Below are 18,895 nucleotides of genomic sequence, written 5' to 3'. Positions count from 1 at the left end.
TTTGAATTTGGGCGTATACTTCTTAAAAATAATTAAATAAATTTATACCAACCTTTGGGTATAAGTAAAATTTTATTAGGAGTAATCTCTTAGGCATGAACATTCTTGTCGTAAGCCCGGAAGCAGGCAATTGGAGGCGCACGAGCCCCCTGGCAACCGCAGTCAACCGCATGACAGACGCATTCGCATGTGCCGGTGCCAAGGTTTTGACCTGCTCCCCGTTCTACAAGGAGCTGATGGTCGATGTAGATTCCTACAAGTGCATCTTTACAGGAACCGAAAAACTTCAGAACAAGCCCTACGAGATCTGGGTATCCGAAAAGGACCCCCTCCACACCTACATATACAACCAGGAATTTTTTGACAGACCCCACGTGTACGGCCCTCCCGACGAGCGCCCCTACACCGACAACCACCTGCGATTCGCCTTTTTGGCCTCCGCAGCGCTAGCCTACGCCGAAGCCTCCAACTTCGCCTGCCAGGCCATCATGGGTCACGAATGGGGCGGCGCCCTTGCCGGCACCCTGGCAAGGACTCTGTACACCAGCTACGCCGCCGACATCCCCTTCTTCTTCAACATCCATAACATCACCTACGACTTCCACGTACCCTCCAGCGAAATCGAGAAGATCGGTCTCCCCCGCGAAGACTACAACATGGACGGCTACGAGTTCTGGGGCAAGGTGAGCCTGTTGAAGGCCGGCATCCTGTATGCCACCAAGGTATTGTTCCCCTCGCCGGGTTACCGCGACGCCATGCTGAACACCAACCTGCCCGGCGGTCTTAGCGGATTCCTGAACCGCAACGCCGACAAGCTGATTGGCGTGCAGTTCGGTGTAAGCTACCAGGTATGGGATTTCAACGACCAGGACTGCCTCCCCATCAAGGAAGCAAAGCGCAGAGCCAGGGCCAACCTGCAGCAGCAGTTGGGCATCGTCTTTAAAGACAAGATGGTTATCTACGTCCACCTGGATTCCGAAGCGGGCAACACTTCCGAGACCTTGGCCACCATCCTTTCGGACGTGGCACACCTCGACGTATTCCTTATCGTCGGAACTTCGTCCAGGAACAACGCCGACTGGAACTACTACAAGGAATTCGCCACGCAGTACCCCGACGTCATGTACCTGCTGGATTTGGATAAATTCATGGGTGACGCCACAAGGCTCCGCGACACGCTGGCCGGTTCCGACGTCCTGTTCGCCGCCAACCTGAGAGAACCCTCTTCTTCGATCATCTTGAAAGCCATGGCCGCAGGAACACTCCCCCTGACCGGACGCACCGTAGGCGTTTCTACCATGCTGACCACCTACAGCCTCGAGACTGCAGGCGAAGCCAACGCCTTCCTGGTTGACGACGCCAACGCACCCCACCAGATGCTGCGCTGCGTCAAGGACGCCGAGAACGTCTACAAGACCGAGACCGCCGACTGGGACAAGTGCGTCGTGAACGCCTACAGCGGATTCCACTACGAATGGTGCAGAACCATCTCCAAGTACCTGCTGATCCTTGGCGAACTTGGACTGCAGCCCAAGGCATAAAGAACAAATTCTTAAACGTAAAGCAGAAGTTTGTTTCCCGAGCAAAAGGGAAAGGAGTCTAGAGGGAGGGGAAAGCCCCTCCCTTTACATAAAAAAAGACAGGCCATACGACCTGTCTTTTTTAGTGGAGCCTCTCGGGCTTGAACCGAGGACCGGCGGGTTATGAGTCCGCTGCTCTAACCAACTGAGCTAAAGCTCCGCACTCTTTTTCAAGAGCGGTTGTAATATAGTAAAAAATATGGTTCTAGAAGAAACCGTGACGTAAATAAGTTCTTCTTTTGCAGACGAAAATTGCGGACAGCACACCCAATTAAAGAATTTTTAATAAACCAAACACTTAAACTAGAATTTTAATTTATATTTTAGGTTAATCAAAAAAGGAGAACATGAGGATATGAAATGCAAATCGTCTACGCCACTAAAGAGTTGGCAACATGCGCCGGCGACAAATCATTCGCGGTAAAAAAACTAGGCCAGCGTCGAGCGAACGTTTACTGGGCTAGACTTGAAACTCTTAAACAAGCTTGCGATTTGGACCACCCTTATAGGCTTATTTTCAAACCATTAATCAACAACGAAGGAAATATCGTCGGTTTAATTATAGAGCAAACGGTCTCAATCATGGAAATTGTTGATTACCATAAGTAGGATTTTATATGAATGCATATCATTGTGACGAGCTTGCCGTAATTTTCCCGCCAGGACGCGATCTCGCAGAAAAAATTCAAGAAATGGGAATGGACGCCAACGACCTGGCCGCTCGCATGGGCTACACGCCCAAGGCGGTGAACGACATTTTACAAGGGAACGTCCGCATCGTCTCCGAAGTCGCATTTCTCTTGGAAATGGTGACCAACATACCCTCCAGCTATTGGCTTCGTCGACAAGTCAGTTACGAAGAATACCTCATTCGCGAAAAAGTCAAGGCAAGCCTCGGAAACCAGCCCCTTTGGAAAAAATCTTTCCCGGCAGAAGCATGCGCGAGAAACTGGATCGAAAAAGCTCCCGAGGGCAAGTCCAAAACCGAAACCACCGCCAACGAGGTCCACACACTACTGAAGTTTTTTGCAGTGGGAACCCCACAGGCCTGGGACCGCTATTACAAGGACGCACGTCTAAAAGTCGCCTTCAGGATCTCCCTGGCAGAGATGAAAGACCCTTACGCCATGTCCATGTGGATTCGCCGGGGAGAAATCCTTTCTGACGAAGACCCCATGGAACCGCAAGACCACAAGGCTGTTCGCAAGAAACTAAAGCAGCATCTTCCCGAAATTATTGATTTTGCAGCGGCAAACAAAGCCCTTCCCGAAAGCGCAAAGGACATTACCTACAACACTCCCGAAGCCGACGTAGTTGACGATTGCATGACCGGGCTTGCAGAGCTTTGCCGCAAAATCGGAATTCGCATTCTTTTTGTACAGAACTTCAAGACAGCACCCGTCCATGGAATGTACCGCTGGTACAAGGACGTCCCCTTAATTCAACTTCACGACCGTTTCAAGAGCCGCGAAGCCATGTGGCACACGTTCTTCCACGAACTCGCCCACGTTCTATACCACGGCAAAAAAGGAATCTGTCTGCAAAATGTCGAAATTACCCACCATCACCCCGAAAAGGAAGAAGAAGCCAATTGCTTCGCACAAAAATGCATGGCGGAGGCGGGATTTGTGGATGGCTAGGATTGACGGGGAGGATTGCGTTCAATTATCTTGAATAAGTAACGACTTTATGGTTGGCTGCTTTGAGCTGCCAGCCTTTTTCTTTTGCTTTTTAATTATATTCTCCTTGACATAGTTCTCCGCTGCGCAAGTGGCGAAGGATGTCATTGTGAAAATAGCTTACATTATTTTTCTAGTTTTAACTAGGCAATTACAGCCTTATGGGCAAGGAATATATTTGTCTTGTAGTTGTGAATTGCTTTCAGATTTTTCTAGTTTTAACTAGGCAATTACAGCCCATTACACCACCTATAATTGCTGGTACTGGTTGTGAATTGCTTTCAGATTTTTCTAGTTTTAACTAGGCAATTACAGCTGAGATGATTCCAGATAGTAAAATTGATATGTTGTGAATTGCTTTCAGATTTTTCTAGTTTTAACTAGGCAATTACAGCAGGTGCCCCCACCATCCGAATCAGACGAGCGTTGTGAATTGCTTTCAGATTTTTCTAGTTTTAACTAGGCAATTACAGCGCTATCACTTTTCTGATACGCCTTTAAGTGGTTGTGAATTGCTTTCAGATTTTTCTAGTTTTAACTAGGCAATTACAGCAACGCCTGGAACAAATGGTGGCAAGATTGAGTTGTGAATTGCTTTCAGATTTTTCTAGTTTTAACTAGGCAATTACAGCGGGCCGCTGCGACCGGTTTCGTGTCTATGTGTTGTGAATTGCTTTCAGATTTTTCTAGTTTTAACTAGGCAATTACAGCCCGTAGCATTGGCGATACATCAAGGCTATGGTTGTGAATTGCTTTCAGATTTTTCTAGTTTTAACTAGGCAATTACAGCAGGCTTGAACAACCTTCTTGACATCCTTATGTTGTGAATTGCTTTCAGATTTTTCTAGTTTTAACTAGGCAATTACAGCCTAACGGGCTAGCCATCGGTCTAACCCAAAGTTGTGAATTGCTTTCAGATTTTTCTAGTTTTAACTAGGCAATTACAGCCAAGGGTCTGTTATTTCGCCTTTAAGGCATGTTGTGAATTGCTTTCAGATTTTTCTAGTTTTAACTAGGCAATTACAGCTCGTAAGCGCATTTATAGCAGACCCCGCACGTTGTGAATTGCTTTCAGATTTTTCTAGTTTTAACTAGGCAATTACAGCTGATTTACTGTAATTGATTGATACAAAAGGAGTTAAGCATTCTTTCGTATTAAAGAAAAAAATCGACCTTAATGGCCGATTTTTTCTTTTTTCAAGCTCGTTTTTTGATTCTAAAACAGCTCTAACTGTGGGGAAACCTTAGGTGCAGGACGTTCCTTTGGACCATGGAAAATTACAATTTTCCCAAATTGCTTATCCGTGACACACATAATGCTCACTGTTCCTTTGGGTGGTATAAAATTCTTTACCCTTTTTATATGCATATTTGCATGTTCCACTGTGGGGCAACAGCGGGTATAAATAGACAGCTGAAAACGGTTAAAGCCATCTTTCAGCAACGACTTTCTAAATTCAGAATGGCGATGCCGTTCCTCTTTAGTCTCTGTAGGCAAATCAAAGAAAACAAGAATCCACATAACTCTATACTCACTGAATCGAACATTCATTCCATCTCCGGGTAAAGAATTTTTCTTGACTCCCGAGCAAAGCATTTGTATAGCGATGCTGTTGTCACGGAAACCGCCGTCATTAAAGGACTTCTTTTCCCATCTATAAGCACATCCAACACAGGAATTTCAAGAAGTTTTATCTTAATTTCTTTCGTCAATTCTTTGGAATCAAATTCTTTTACAATTTCAATAACCAATTGATCCACATAAGGTCGATACGGCTCCATTATATCATCAGCTAGACAATAGGCATTGTAACGATTATGATGATGAATGCCTAATGTTGGCAAAAGACCGGTAGCAACCAAAGCTCTCGCAACAACACCTCGCAGAATTGCATATCCATAGTTCAAAAAGCAATTAGGAGCATCACCTTCTCGTTCCCGGGTAAAACAGTCTATGTGCGGAAATACATTTTTCCAATAATAAGCAGCAGCCCTAGCCTCTACATTTTCCGAATCGCCACTTTTTACGGAGTCGGCCCATACAAACATGCATTTTGCATCGTCTCCAATCACAGATGACAAAACAACCGCTTGATTGCGGATCTTTTGCTGAATGGTTTGTTGCCACAGTTGTTTTTGTAAAGGCAAACTTGCATCTAGTTGATCTCTATATCGTTCATTCTGCACCGTATTACTTTGCAAAGCTAGTAGCATTCCCGAAGGCATGTGTTTGCTATTACAGGTAATTACTGCGCAATTATTTTCAACCAATTTTTCCATCAAGGCGTTGGACATCGTAATTTGAGGATTATCCAAAACAATTACGCCAATGTCTTCAACAGGGACCGTCTTTACACTATCTTCAGAAACCAGCTTGACACTCAGTTGTTCAAGTTTCAGCGACAAATACGCTGGATTTCCAAAGTATAGCGTACGTTTGATCACTAGTTAAAACTCTCCAACAAAAACAATTTTTCCAATATGATTCACACGAACTTTCACCATCTTGTCCATGAAACTGGTGGATTTAAACTGCAAATAAGTCATCCCTCTTAGCATTTTATTTTCATCCAACGTTGATTCTAGATGATGTCTAAACATATAATCTCGAACAAAACTATTGCCATATCCTACTTTAGAGAATTTTTGAACCCTAAACAAATTCGGGCTAATCAGAGCATTATTTTTTTCATCCATCAAATCAATCTTTGACGGATCAAATCCGGTTTCTTCATTTGCAAAGACAAAGAATTCATTCTGTTTCATACTAAACAGGAATGTCCAGCCTTTATCCTTGTTGTATTCCTTATCAATAACGGGCTTATTCTGAATATTTCTTTGCGTTGCTTCATAAGCGGAAACAACAATGTCCTGTACTTCGCCGTTTTCATCCCTATACACGGCAACATGATGGTTATTACCTAATTGCACATAGTCGTTTGCTATGTTGCCGTTTTCATTTTGGATATTTTTTCCAAAATGATCCTTTTTACTATGTAACGGCATTGTATTTGATGGACCGGAAATAGCGACCCTCTTAATGGCGATTCCTTTTTCTTTATTTTGCCAAATCGGGTTCTTATCAAGGTTACTAAAAGCAGCCTTAGCATCGTTATTGAACTCAGTAAGACGTTCTTGAAGAATCATTCTAATTCGATCATCAACAACCTTATCCAATTTCAAATCAGGGGAAACTTCCTTGCGAATGGTAAAAATCTCGTGGAATGATTTCGTCCTGACAATTTCAGGAACGCACCGAGACTTTTCGGCATTCAAGAATATCGGATTTTTAGAAATAGCATTTTTGCCGCCAAAGGCCTTCTTTGAATCGTTTCCATTTTCAGCAAGACGCTTAAGCAACGCATTTTTATACTCTTCATTAATCACAGAGTTAATTTTCTCTATTGTCAAGGACGCGTTGACTTTTTCTTCCTTCAAATTTTCCTTCAAACGTTTTGCGTATATCGTATCGTTGTGCAATGAATTGCGAGGAGTCTTTGTAAGCTGGCCTTTTATCATTTTCTTCTCGCCATTAGGCAGTGAAATCTCGGTAACAACGCCATTCTTCGCCTTGTTTATGTTTGGTGTAACAACCTTGTTCTTCGCCTTAATAGAAACAAGAATATTTTCTAAGTGTTCCTTTGCCTGAGCCCTAAACTCATTTAATTCAAATGGAGCATTAAAGATTCTTTGCCCATGAGTTTCCTGTTTTTCAATAGAATCAATTTCAGGGTCTCTCCCACGGGCATTCAATGTATTTAAAAACTGGATGTAGGAACGCTTGGTAAAAGCAATTGTCAAAGCATCCATTGCATGGTGCCTATGGTCATTACGCTTTGTCCAGTCCTTAATTCTTCGAATTTTCTTGCCTTCCTTATTTTCAATCCATTCAGTTAAATCAAGTTTATCGTATTTATCCCAATTGAGTTCTTGCATAACATTTACAAGCTCCCAATCTTCCCTAAGCTTATCAGTGATTTTACCTGTTGTCGGGACCACATCACGTACTAAATCCTCAAGCATTTCTCTTGCTTTTTTGGCAATATACTGGGTATCCTTCAAATCTCGATTAATAAAACCGCTTTCTAGCTCACATTCTTTTTTTAGAAGGTTTTTACGCTTATTCTTACTTATTGCTCCTTCACGATGTAATTTGTCAACTCGTTGTTCAAATTGGTCAAAAGAACAATCATTACCAGATTCGCCATATTTGTCAACAACGAAATCACGAGCGGTTTTATTCCCTTTTTCAATATTTATTTCTCGACTTTCAAGGGTTTTGTTAGCAAAAGAATCATCAAAAATCTTTGACTGTGGTATAATGTGTTCTATGTCAAATTTATTTGTGAAAAGATTATCCTGACTTATATACGTATTGGAATAAAGGGTATGAAAGCCGTTAGTTTCGAGTTCTCTATACAATTTATAACGAATCAAGTCGTTTCTACTAGGATGAGCAATTCCAAAATTCTTTTGAAGAATCTCTCGATATTTTTCATTAAGTTTCTGAGAATCAGCGTTAATTTTAGAGAGATTTTCTCGTTTTTTCGCGCTATTTTTCAACTCTCTAGCCAATTCAATTCTTATTTCTGTTGGCTTGCCGTACGTATCGATAACACCATTGACAACATGGACCATCTGATTCAAAATCTTTTCAACAACAGGATTGCGCAAACTATTCTTGGGTAGTTCTTGCAAACGCTCCTTGTAAGTTTTTTTCTCAAGTTCTTCCTTTGTCAGGGATCTTGCCGAATGTTTATAGCCAGCCTTTTCACACGCGTCACTATAACAATATCCTTGCTTCAGATACGGCAAAATTTTTTTCATCGCCTTTGATGAAAGAGATCCGTAATCTTCTTTGAATGTCACGGATGCTAAAATTTTAGCGCTATCTTCATCAAATGAAAATTCCTGTTGCAATTTCTGTACTAGTTTTTCGTTGCCGGTTTTAGAACCATCTCCTTCAAAAGAGTACAGCAAATGCCATAATTTAAAAGAAGCTTGCTGCTCAAATTTTGGAGTCGGCAGACTAGAATCAAAATGTAATATTTCAGTATTGAAATGAAGTGCGTTAAAAATTTCTTCAACAATACTAGTTGATTCTTCTGCAGACATTTTTTTGAAGTCAAAAGTGTCATGACCGGAATTTTCAATTATCTTGGCATATGCTTCATACAACTTTACTTGCGTTGTATTACCATCTAGTTCATCAAAATTGGAAAACAAGTCTCTATAATTTTCGTACAATTCCTTAAGAATGTCCTTGCTAGACATTTTTCCACGAACACTCAACTCTCTTGCAATGATTTGCTTTTCTTCAAGAGGGATCGGTTCGCCATTCACTTCGAAGTCATTCACTTTTTGCCAAATTTTAAATTCCTGGAACAATGGAGATGATTTCGGACATACTTTAGGTCCTATTTTCTTTATCTTCTTTTGTCCGTCAACTTCTATTTCTTTTAACTCACCTTCAAGTTCGCAAATACCGACAAGACCCTTTTGAGATTTTAAAGGGCGCTGAAAGAAAATTGTCCTTTGTCCGATTTCTTTTTTCAAATCATCAGACAGCTCTGGGTGGAATTCTTTCTGTTTATTCCAAATAGCATTAAATTCATCTAAATAATCTTGTCTGTAGAAAACTTGATTTTTTAAACTATAATTTGGATTTCGATCCAATTGTTCCATAAGATACTGACCTACAGTAATCTTATTAAAATACAGTTCTTTACTTCGGTCACTAATCTTTCCAAGATAGCCACTCGAACTGGATATATCTCCATTAATTTCCTGAAGAACAATTGCCAATTCTTCTAATCCGATTTTTTGGCTTAATGCCTCAACTCTCCATTGAAGGTTTTCTTTTTTCTGTTCAAAACCTTTAGTCAGCCTCTTAATGCCAACAATACCAAAAGGTTCCTTGCAAACACCCCAGCTTTGCGTTTTATTTTTTCCAACGAGAGCATTTTTCAGTTCATCAGAAAGGATTTCTGGATAAAACCCTTTTTGTTTGTTCCATATTAAATCAAATTCATTCTGCAAATCGGATTGATAAAAATCAGGATTTTCCCTTTTCCCATTGTTTATCATTTCAAGCAGATATTGTGCTGGAGTCAAATGACGCTCGATCATTTCCTCAGCAATCTTCATACCATCAATTAACTGCCCATCTTCAGAGGAATTAGCCTTTCGAGAACTCTTGTACCCACGTTTTTTGCTAATCATTAAGAAAATTCTGGCAAGATCTTCAAGGCCAACTTCTTCTGTTACTGCTTTAGCCCGTAAGCGGTAGGTTTCAAAAGTTGTGTTATTGCCGTTTTCACAAAGAATAGATTCGTCTGAAATAAAATGATTTTCTTTGAGAATCTTAACTAATTTATTTCTTCTAAGTTTTCTTCTTTGCAAATTGCGTCTCATTGAGCGAGATTGTGTTCGTGCAGCATTTGGAGTTACGCTTTTTCCAGCAATAAAGAAATCTGCCGGGTTTCCCTTAACTTCCTTTCCAGTTTCTCCACTAACAAAATTGTCGTAATTAATTACACGAACACCCAATTTGACGATGGATGACTTTTCTTGAGCATTTTCAGCTTCATTTACAACAGCCCAGCCAATAGAATTAGTACCCAGATCTAGTCCAAGAATCTTTTTCATCGTTACAAACCTCTTAATTTTTTCATTTTAAACATAACTTATTTTTCATCCAAAGTAATCAAAAATCTTTGTTTTTTCGCAGAAAAAGCCAGTTTTCAGTATAGTTAAACTTATAAAAATAGACTCCATTCAATGTCAAAAAACGACACTATAAAAAATTTTTCTTTTTTTTGGGTATTGACAACAAGCACAACAATAGGTATATTGAAGCTAAATCTGAAAGCAATTCACAATAAGGATTATTCCGTTGTGAAAACATTTAGGGTGGCACTTTCGTGGTGTCGCCCTCTTTTATTTTCTGCATTATTCTAATTATCGCAGTCTTTCTACAATAGGTTTGAAGTACGTTTTAATTCGTCCAACAACCTTGTCAAAAGTCACCTGCATCAAAGCGTTTTTCTTTTTCACAAACGCATTCCATCTTTTTACGCGCTCTATGTCTGTTGCAAACGAGTCTTCAAAAACAACAATGTCGTCAAAAGTTGTTTTTCGATTTTGAAACGTCTGTACAATCGCCTCTTGCAAAAGTTTTGCGTCAATATTTTCGCTCTGCAAAATGACATACATATCGTAGAAATCTTTGAATCGAGTATTGACGTAACCCAGCGAAACAATCGCTTCAAATTTTTCGGCTAACACCGATTCAATGGAATAACCATAAATCCGAGGACACTCCATATCAAGTAATACCGGGAACGACATTTCTTTTTTAGACGGAATAATAACATCACCAAAGCCAATATCAATTGACACCGGTAACTTTGTGTTTCCAAGCAAGGCTGTAACACTAACATTCACGCCTTGATATTCGTCTTGCTTCGTTATCTCACAAGATTTAAGCGAAGCCAAATCAAATGTTATCCCGTCGTCACATTCAATAGCAAAAATTTCACTAAAAATTGACAGCAGCGATTCCTGAGTTCCGCTGATTTTGTCAGCGCGAAGGTCTATATCGGAGGTAGAACGAGGATATTCCTTGTCGTAAAGAGCGTACAGAAAAATTCCACCTTTTAGAGTGAAGTTTTCCCTATATTTTGATTTTCCAATTCTGTACAGGGAGCGTTCAAGTGCAAAGACTGTTAGCAATTCTTGATACAGCCTGGAATTAGCCTTCGCAACATTCTTGAGCTTATCCTTGATTGATTGTACATTCACACTAGTACCTCTAGATATGTTTTCAGAATTTTCAGGCATGAAAGTTTTTCGGCATAGCGATAGAGATTGTTAAGATTTTTTTCTTGCCTTGCGAGATAATTGACCAGGATTTCCTTGGTTTCTTCGATTCCGACTTTATTTCGGTTCGAGACAATGTCAACGACAGTTTTTTCGATATCGTAAATTTTGAAGGGGTTTTTGTTTTGGCGGATTGTTTTGACACCAAGAGATAGACGTTCGCCAGAAAAGTAGTGCAGGTTAATCTTTAGGTTTTCGGGCTGTGTAGAAAGTTTTGCCTTGGGCGGAACAGCAACATCGATGGCTTCGGGGCGGAAGGTTGTTAAATTGTAATAAACGGCTGCACTCATAAGGCAAACCACGCCCTGAGTCGCATAGGCTCGGACATAGTAAAAGTCATTCAGGTCACCAGAAAAGTTTGCGTTTTCGTAATACGATTTACTGAGACGCATGAGTGCCCCACACTCCACCATTTTCGCTATCTGATAATATGAATGGCCTTGCTTTTGGAGTTCACCACTTGAATAGACTAGCTGTAAATCGGATATATTCATCTTGTTAGGCATGCCTTAAATATAACTTCTTTCAGTTCACGATTTCAACAAAATACGGAAAATTCTCAAACTTTCCGTATTTCGTTTAAACATATCACTGCAACGAGCGGATTCGTTCTTCGGACAAGCCTGAATAGCGAGCGATTTTATCCATCGGCTCATTTTCAGACAGCATCTTGAGTGCCGTCTGGACAGCTTGTTTGTCAACGGCTTCTTCGACTTCTGCGTCATGAATCGTCTTGTATGGCGGTCTCTCAAAATACCTGCTGAAAACATCCTTGAAGTTTTCTGAAATCCAATAGCGCAAATAAACGTCCATGGATGTAAGCAAGTCAAGGGCCTCGTTTCCAGTCAATGACGTTTTAACCTTTTTTACCAACTGCGCCAGGAACTCGCCATGGTCCTCCGGATTACGGGCGTATTTCAGAGCTCCAATAAACGCGCCCAGCCGAGGGGTAAATTCATTCAGGCACTTGTCATCGGGAACAGTCGAAACATCCAAAAAGACACACTTGAATGGAAGCAAATAGTCATGCATAATCTTAGGATAGATTGAATACATTTCCTCAAGAGGATTCCACGATTCCACACCGTTATACACAATCATCGCAACCAAGGGAAGGTCTTTATCAACACCTATCGTCCGATTTTCTTCCATCAGATGATGTTGGTACCTAAGAATTTGTTCTATAGCCTTGTCATCACGGCAAGATTTATGTTCTAGCAGAAACCCTACACTGAGCCGCCTCGACTCATTTTCTTTAGGAAGAAATTCCTTCTTCACCTCGGCAAGAAAAACCAAATCATCGGAAATTCCTAAAAATGAATTTTTATCCAGTAAATCCACAACAGACTTCAAATCTTCATCACGAGAAGTCAAGTATTCCACAAATTCAAGAAATGTGGAGACATCAGATAAAACATCCCTACAAAAGGGATCATGCAACAATGAAATGTTCATTATTTCCTCTGCGTCCTAAAGGGCGCGTTAAATTTTGTGTAGTAAAAGGAGGCTTTGCCCAATGAGGCAAGGCCAGAAACATGTAAAGTTTTAAGGATTCCTTTTGGTGCCCTACGTTACGTGTCCAGATAGCGCTTATCCAGGTACCCTGCGGCTTTGTGCAGTTTAAGAAACTGTGCCGCGAACAGCAAGCAGAGAATTATACGACCGGCTCGTAAGCCGGATGAGAATGACATAAATTTAAACAAACTGTTTTAACAAAGCAAGGGCCAGGAATCATTTATCAAAGCCTTACCCCAAGCACCACTTCCAAACGGGAACGACTTTAATTCCGTCATCCAGAACGGTTTCGGAATCCCAGGTGACGATTAGGCAGTCCTTGACTTTTATTTCATCGCGGGCAAGGCACAAGGCCGACAGTTCGCGATCCGATGTTTCGGATTTTTCCATGTTCCAGGCGACTTGGATTAGCTGCCGTGATTTTGAATTTTGGTCAGTCACCAAAAAGTCAACTTCGCCGCCAGATTTGTTGATGTAATACTCGATTTTATTGTTGCCGCGACGCAGGTGCATAAACACCAGGTTTTCAAGCAGCCAGCCTCGTTCCGCATCATTCTTTGGGGTCATGGCGCGAATGAGTCCGGTATCGACGATGTAGAACTTGTCTGGATTCGTGCGGCGAACAGCCAGAGAATCAGTCCTTATGGAAACCGGATAAATCAAGTATGCATTGACAAAATATTGCAGGTATTCGGAAATGCGTTCGCGATTGTCGGAAGCACCTACGGCACGGAGCGCACCGGAGATGGCTCGTGTAGAAATTTTGCGGGCGTAGTTGTGGATGATGTAATCCAAAGTATAGCGCAAAGCCTGAGTGCTTGAAATTTCATGGCGTTCAATCACATCGCGATAAACTACGGCATTCACATATTCCTGAAGCAGTTTGTTGCGGATTCGCAAATTTTCGCCTTGAATATCGGGGAAGCCGCCTTCTTCAAGATAACGGATCATGGCGTTTCGCAGCAAGCCCGCCGTTCTCGGAGAAAACGGTGCCTGCGGTACAGTCTTTACAAGACCATTAAAAGTCAGAAATTCCGAAAAAGAAAGCGGGAAAATCTCAACATCGAGAGAACGGCCTCGCAACTGCGTGGCAACTTCTGATGAAAGAAGTTTCGCAGAAGATCCAGTCAGGCAAAGCTGAACGCGATTGGAATCTACCAACCGACGGGCAAACAATTCCCAGCCTTCAACATCCTGGAGTTCATCCAGAAAATACCAACATTTTTCCTTTGCGGCCTCGGGGTACATGGCTGCATGAATTTCCCCAATGAGCTTCAAGTCGTTTGCCGAAACACCTCGCAAGCGCTCATCGTCAAAGTTGATATAAACAATCCGTTCTAATGGAATACCATCGCCAAGCAATTCCTGTATTCGATGAAACGCCACATAGGTCTTGCCCACACGACGCATGCCGATAATGGAGGTCGCGTTTCGCGCTTTTTCGTAGTATTCAACAACACGAGGGTGATTTATTTCGGGAAGGCCTTCCTCGTAAAATTCACGCATGATTTCGGCAATTGCATTCTTCATAGCTTGCAATATACATAATTTTCAATTGCGTTGCAAAATTGGCTCAAAAAACAAGCCAATTTTAAGCAATATTGGCCTAAAAAATAAGCCAATTTTAAAACCAGTAATTTCATCTCCTAAATTCAGGCAATTTTTACCCCATCTTTACTTCCTTTTCTATGCGTCCACCCCCCGCTTTCTATATTTACTAGCACTTATTTTTCTTCAGGGGTCGCCGCCCCTGCACGTTCATTTTTTCAAAAAGGAAAAACAAAAAAATGGCAAGAGCTCTGATTATCGGTTGTGGCGCCGTTGCCACCGTCGCTATCAAGAAGTGCTGCACCGTCAGCGAAGTTTTCTCTGAAATCTGCATTGCAAGCCGCCATCGCGAAAACTGCGAAAAGCTGGCCGAACAGATTCGTCCGAACTCCAAGACGGTGATTACCACCGCTGCCGTTGACGCCGACAAGGCCGAGAACGTGGTTAAGCTGATCAAGGAATACAAGCCTGATCTGGTGATGAACATCGCACTCCCCTACCAGGATCTTGCCATCATGGACGCATGTCTTGAATGCGGCGTGAACTACATGGATACCGCCAACTACGAACCGGAAAACATCGACGATCCGGAATGGCGCAAGGTTTACGACAAGCGCTGCAAGGAAGCAGGCTTTAGCGCCTACTTCGATTACAGCTGGCAGTGGGCATACGCCAAGAAGTTTGAAGAAAAGGGCCTTACCGCACTTCTCGGTTCTGGCTTTGACCCGGGTGTTACCCAGGCTTACTGCGCCTACGCCCTGAAGCACCAGTTCGACACTATCGAAGAAATCGATATCCTGGATTGCAACGGCGGTGATCACGGCTACAAGTTCGCCACCAACTTCAACCCCGAAATCAACCTGCGCGAAGTTTCCGCTCCGGGTTCCTACTGGGATACCGACGAAAACGGCAAGGGCCACTGGGTTGAAATCCCGGCCATGAGCATCAAGCGCGAATACAACTTTAAGGAAGTGGGCCAGAAGGACATGTACCTTTTGCACCACGAAGAAATTGAATCCCTCGCCAAGAACATACCGGGCGTGAAGCGCATCCGCTTCTTCATGACTTTCGGCCAGAGCTATCTGGACCACATGCGCTGTCTCGAAGACGTGGGCATGCTCCGCACCGATCCCATTATGTTCAACGGCCAGGAAATCGTTCCTATCCAGTTCCTGAAGGCTCTCCTTCCGGATCCGGCAAGCCTTGGCCCCCGCACTGTGGGCAAGACCAACATCGGCTGTATCTTCAAGGGCACCAAGGACGGCAAGCCCAAGACTTACTACCTGTTCAACGTCTGCGACCACCAGGAATGCTACAAGGAACTGGGCAGCCAGGCTATCGCCTACACCACTGGCGTTCCAGCTATGTGCGGTGCATTGATGATGCTCACCGGCAAGTGGACTACCCCGGGTGTTCATACTGTTGAAGAATTCGATCCGGATCCGTACATGGACGCACTGAACAAGTACGGCCTCCCCTGGCAGGAAGACTTTAACCCGACCCTCGTCGACTAGGAAGTGATTAGTGGTTAGTGGTTAGTGATTAGGGATGCAGGACATGTACTTTTCTGCGTTACTGTTTACTAACCACTGTTTACTAACCACTGATCCGAAGGATCTCTCATGAAGAAATGGCGTATCGACGACTCACGCGATTTGTACAACGTTCGCGGTTGGGGCGTCAACTATTTTGACATCAACGACAAGGGCCACGCAACTGTTTCTCCCATGAAGGACAAGGGCTGCGAAATTGACCTTTACGAGCTGGTGCAGGAACTGTCTATCCGCGACGTTTCCACTCCCATGCTCCTGCGTTTCCCCGACATTCTGGACAGCCGTATCGAAAAGCTGAACGAATGCTTCAACAACGCCCGCAAGGAATACGGCTTCGAAGGCACCTACTACGGCATGTTCCCCATCAAGGTGAACCAGCAGCGCGCCGTGCTGGAAGAAGTTGTTCGTCATGGCAAGAAGTACAACATCGGTCTTGAAGCAGGTTCCAAGCCAGAACTCCACGCCGTGCTTGCCAACATGGATAATCCGGACGCACTGATTATCTGTAACGGTTACAAGGACGAAGACTTTATCGAACTGGCTCTCCTTGCGCAGAAGATGGGCAAGAAGATCTTTATCGTGGTCGAAAAGATGAACGAGCTCCACCTGGTGGTGGAACTGTCCCGTCGCATCGGCATCCGCCCCAACATCGGTGTCCGCATCAAGCTGGCAAGCTCCGGCAGCGGCAAGTGGGAAGAATCCGGTGGTTACCACAGCAAGTTTGGTCTCAACAGTTCTGAACTCCTGGAAGCCTTGGACTACATCAAGGAAGAAGGAATGGAAGACTGCCTGAAGCTGATCCATTTCCATCTGGGTAGCCAGATTACCAACATTCGCCACATCAAGAGCGGCCTGCGCGAAGTCTCCCAGTTCTACGTGCAGATTCGCAAGATGGGTATGGGCCTTGAATTCGTGGACGTTGGTGGCGGTCTCGGCGTAGACTACGATGGTACTCGCAGTTCCAACGCCAGCTCCGTGAACTACTCCATCCAGGAATACGCCAACGACGTGGTGTACGCCCTGTACGAAGCCTGCCAGGAAGCAAAGCTGCCTCACCCCAACGTGATTGCAGAATCTGGCCGCGCCCTTACAGCACACCACTCCATTCTGGTGTTCAACATTCTGGAAACTGCAGGTCAGGCCTTCTTCAACGAAGAAGAACATGAAATCGGTGACGACGCTCCCGACGCACTGAAGGACCTGTACAGCATCTATAAGGGTCTTACTCCCAAGAACCTGCTGGAAAGCTGGCACGACGCCATGCAGCTGAACGATGACGTTCTGAACGGCTTCAAGGTGGGCGACTACGACTTGCCTACCCGCGCCATGAGCGAACGACTGTTCTGGAGCATCGCCCGCGAAGTGAACCAGATCGCAAGCGAACTGCGCCATGCTCCGTACGAACTGGCAGAACTCCCCCGCCTGCTGGCCGAAAAATACTTCGGCAACTTCAGCTTGTTCCAGAGCCTGCCCGACAGCTGGGCTATCGACCAGATTTTCCCGGTGATGCCCATCCAGCGCCTGAACGAAGAACCTACTGTCGAAACCACCATCCAGGACGTGACTTGCGACTCTGATGGTAAGATCGGCATGTTCGTTCGCGGTGGTGACGTGGCCCGCACTCTTCCCCTGCATAAGCTGAAGAAGGACGATCCCTATTACATCGCCGTTTACCTCGTCGGTGCCTACCAGGAAATTCTCGGCGACATGCACAACCTCTTCGGCGACACCAACGCCGTCCACATTGTCTGCGACAACAAGGGCGGCTACGAGATCGACAAGATCATCGACGGCGAATCTGTTGAAGATGTGCTGGACTACGTGAACTTCAGCGACAAGGCCCTGGTGAAGACCATGGAAAACTGGGTGACCGGTTCCGTGAAGGAAGGCAAGATCTCTGTGAAGGAAGGCAAGGAATTCCTGAACATCTACCGTTCCGGCCTTTACGGCTACACCTACCTGGAATAGTGAACCGTTAAATAGTTCCACGTTAGACTATAAGAAGCCCCGTCTTGTGACGAGGCTTTCTTTTTTTTCGGGGCCCAAACTTTTATATTTGGGTAGATGCTTCAGTTCATCAAAAAGACTTTTATCCACGAGACATTCGAAAGCGTGACCTTCTGGGGCGTGCTGTTTTTTTGTTTTATGGCCTCCATCGCTTCAGCCATCTTTACGGCCATGGAAGACCTGGGTAAAGTCGCCGCCATCTACACAGCCTTCATCACCTTCTACTTCGTGATCCTGGCCATCGTGGCCCAGATGACCAAGAAACACCAGGCCTGCTATTCAGCCATGTGCTTCGCCCTGAACACCCTGATTCTGCCGCCCATGTTCTTTATCTGCGGCGGCCTGAACAGCGGCATGCCCTTTTACTGTATTACCAGTCTGCTGATCACGTCGCTGATTTCAAATTTCAGGACCCGTGTAATCATGGCCATTTATTCCCTGATTCTCTACACGTCCATACTGTTCTACGACTGGTACAATCCTGAACTTTCGCCGCCCCTGGAACCCTTCGACACCATCCTGGATCAGGTGGTCTCCTTCGTTTTCATGGCCCTGCTGATTTTTACCACGGTGTCTTACCTGCTGAAGGCATACCACCTGGAACGCCAGAAGAAAGACGAAGTCATCGCCAAGCTGGATTACCTTTCGACCCACGACCCCCTTACCGGGCTTTACAACCGACGCATCTTTATCGAGCGCATCCGCAACCAGGTGCTCTCTAGCCCTGCCGGATATTATCTGCTCATGTTCGACATCGATTACTTCAAGCAGATCAACGACACTTACGGCCACCTGTTCGGCGACCAGGTTCTCGAAAGCATCGGCCAGCTGGCCAAGAACATTTGCAACAGAGAAGGCGAAATGGCAGTGCGCTACGGCGGCGAAGAATTCATCTTGCTGATTTGCGAAGACAACTACACCAGCGCCCTGGCCAAGGCCGAAGATTTCCGCAAGAGGGTATCGGCCATAAAGTTCGAAGACCAGCCCAACGTAAGCATCAATATCAGCGGCGGCTTTATCGACTGCTATAACCCGAACTTTTCCAACTACGACAAGATACTGACCGTCGTAGACGAACGACTCTACACGGCAAAGTCTAACGGACGCAATCAGATTATCGGTAAATACTAGA

Annotated in this window: 13 protein-coding genes, 1 tRNA gene and 2 CRISPR repeat arrays; of the genes, 6 read left to right on the top strand and 8 right to left on the bottom strand. The window is 44.2% G+C overall.

All coding sequences use genetic code 11. The annotated features are described in order from the left end of the window. Positions 1-95 precede the first annotated feature (95 nt). Positions 96-1,541 carry a glycogen synthase gene (locus tag BUB94_RS11815; protein ID WP_073159523.1) on the top strand — a complete coding sequence of 482 codons (1,446 nt, stop codon included), beginning with the start codon at positions 96-98 and terminating at the stop codon, positions 1,539-1,541. Positions 1,542-1,666: 125 nt separating this feature from the next. Here BUB94_RS11815 and BUB94_RS11810 read toward each other — a convergent pair. Beyond that, a tRNA-Ile gene (locus BUB94_RS11810) sits at positions 1,667-1,740 on the bottom strand. A 200-nt stretch (positions 1,741-1,940) separates the two neighbouring features. On the opposite strand from BUB94_RS11810, the gene BUB94_RS11805 reads away from it, so the two are divergent. Further along, a complete protein-coding gene (locus BUB94_RS11805; protein ID WP_073237321.1) occupies positions 1,941-2,189 on the top strand; it encodes a hypothetical protein in 249 nt (82 codons plus the stop codon). A gap of 8 nt (positions 2,190-2,197) precedes the next feature. After that, positions 2,198-3,220 carry an XRE family transcriptional regulator gene (locus BUB94_RS11800; protein ID WP_073237318.1) on the top strand — a complete coding sequence of 341 codons (1,023 nt, stop codon included), beginning with the start codon at positions 2,198-2,200 and terminating at the stop codon, positions 3,218-3,220. A gap of 227 nt (positions 3,221-3,447) precedes the next feature. Continuing rightward, a CRISPR array of direct repeats spans positions 3,448-3,812; the repeat unit is 49 nt; unit sequence GTTGTGAATTGCTTTCAGATTTTTCTAGTTTTAACTAGGCAATTACAGC. 30 nt (positions 3,813-3,842) lie between these two features. Next, positions 3,843-4,365: direct repeats of the CRISPR family, unit length 49 nt; unit sequence GTTGTGAATTGCTTTCAGATTTTTCTAGTTTTAACTAGGCAATTACAGC. Between the two features lie 110 nt (positions 4,366-4,475). Here BUB94_RS11800 and cas2 read toward each other — a convergent pair. The 7 genes from cas2 to BUB94_RS11765 form a co-directional block, all read right to left on the bottom strand. Continuing rightward, a complete protein-coding gene (cas2, locus tag BUB94_RS11795) occupies positions 4,476-4,781 on the bottom strand; it encodes a CRISPR-associated endonuclease Cas2 (RefSeq protein WP_217653134.1) in 306 nt (101 codons plus the stop codon). A 26-nt stretch (positions 4,782-4,807) separates the two neighbouring features. Further along, entirely contained in the window at positions 4,808-5,704 is an 897-nt protein-coding gene (cas1, locus tag BUB94_RS11790; RefSeq protein ID WP_073237313.1) for a type II CRISPR-associated endonuclease Cas1, read from the bottom strand. A gap of 3 nt (positions 5,705-5,707) precedes the next feature. Continuing rightward, positions 5,708-9,907, bottom strand: coding sequence for a type II CRISPR RNA-guided endonuclease Cas9 (gene cas9 / locus BUB94_RS11785; RefSeq protein WP_073237311.1), 4,200 nt, complete (start codon positions 9,905-9,907; stop codon positions 5,708-5,710). Between the two features lie 312 nt (positions 9,908-10,219). Continuing rightward, entirely contained in the window at positions 10,220-11,062 is an 843-nt protein-coding gene (locus BUB94_RS11780; RefSeq protein ID WP_217653133.1) for a nucleotidyl transferase AbiEii/AbiGii toxin family protein, read from the bottom strand. Next, entirely contained in the window at positions 11,059-11,532 is a 474-nt protein-coding gene (locus BUB94_RS11775; protein WP_217653132.1) for a type IV toxin-antitoxin system AbiEi family antitoxin domain-containing protein, read from the bottom strand. The genes BUB94_RS11780 and BUB94_RS11775 overlap by 4 nt, the downstream gene beginning before the upstream one ends. A gap of 196 nt (positions 11,533-11,728) precedes the next feature. Further along, complete coding sequence (locus BUB94_RS11770) at positions 11,729-12,595, bottom strand: Rpn family recombination-promoting nuclease/putative transposase (RefSeq protein WP_073237305.1); 867 nt, start codon at positions 12,593-12,595, stop codon at positions 11,729-11,731. Positions 12,596-12,886: 291 nt separating this feature from the next. Beyond that, positions 12,887-14,185 carry an ATP-binding protein gene (locus tag BUB94_RS11765; RefSeq protein WP_073237302.1) on the bottom strand — a complete coding sequence of 433 codons (1,299 nt, stop codon included), beginning with the start codon at positions 14,183-14,185 and terminating at the stop codon, positions 12,887-12,889. Positions 14,186-14,442: 257 nt separating this feature from the next. Between BUB94_RS11765 and BUB94_RS11760 the strand changes: the two genes are divergently transcribed. The 3 genes from BUB94_RS11760 (at position 14,443) to BUB94_RS11750 (ending at position 18,894) form a co-directional block, all read left to right on the top strand. Further along, positions 14,443-15,717: a saccharopine dehydrogenase family protein gene (locus BUB94_RS11760; protein WP_073237299.1), complete on the top strand. Its 1,275-nt coding sequence runs from the start codon at positions 14,443-14,445 to the stop codon at positions 15,715-15,717. Between the two features lie 108 nt (positions 15,718-15,825). Further along, complete coding sequence (gene speA / locus BUB94_RS11755) at positions 15,826-17,724, top strand: biosynthetic arginine decarboxylase (RefSeq protein ID WP_073159499.1); 1,899 nt, start codon at positions 15,826-15,828, stop codon at positions 17,722-17,724. 96 nt (positions 17,725-17,820) lie between these two features. Continuing rightward, positions 17,821-18,894, top strand: a complete 1,074-nt coding sequence (locus BUB94_RS11750) for a GGDEF domain-containing protein (RefSeq protein WP_073237296.1) — start codon at positions 17,821-17,823, stop codon at positions 18,892-18,894. Position 18,895 lies beyond the last annotated feature (1 nt).

Origin of the sequence: Fibrobacter sp. UWH9, assembly GCF_900129715.1 — a bacterium.
GTDB lineage: Bacteria > Fibrobacterota > Fibrobacteria > Fibrobacterales > Fibrobacteraceae > Fibrobacter.
The sequence above is the reverse complement of the archived record's forward strand: the minus strand, read 5'-3'. Positions and strand labels throughout refer to the sequence as shown.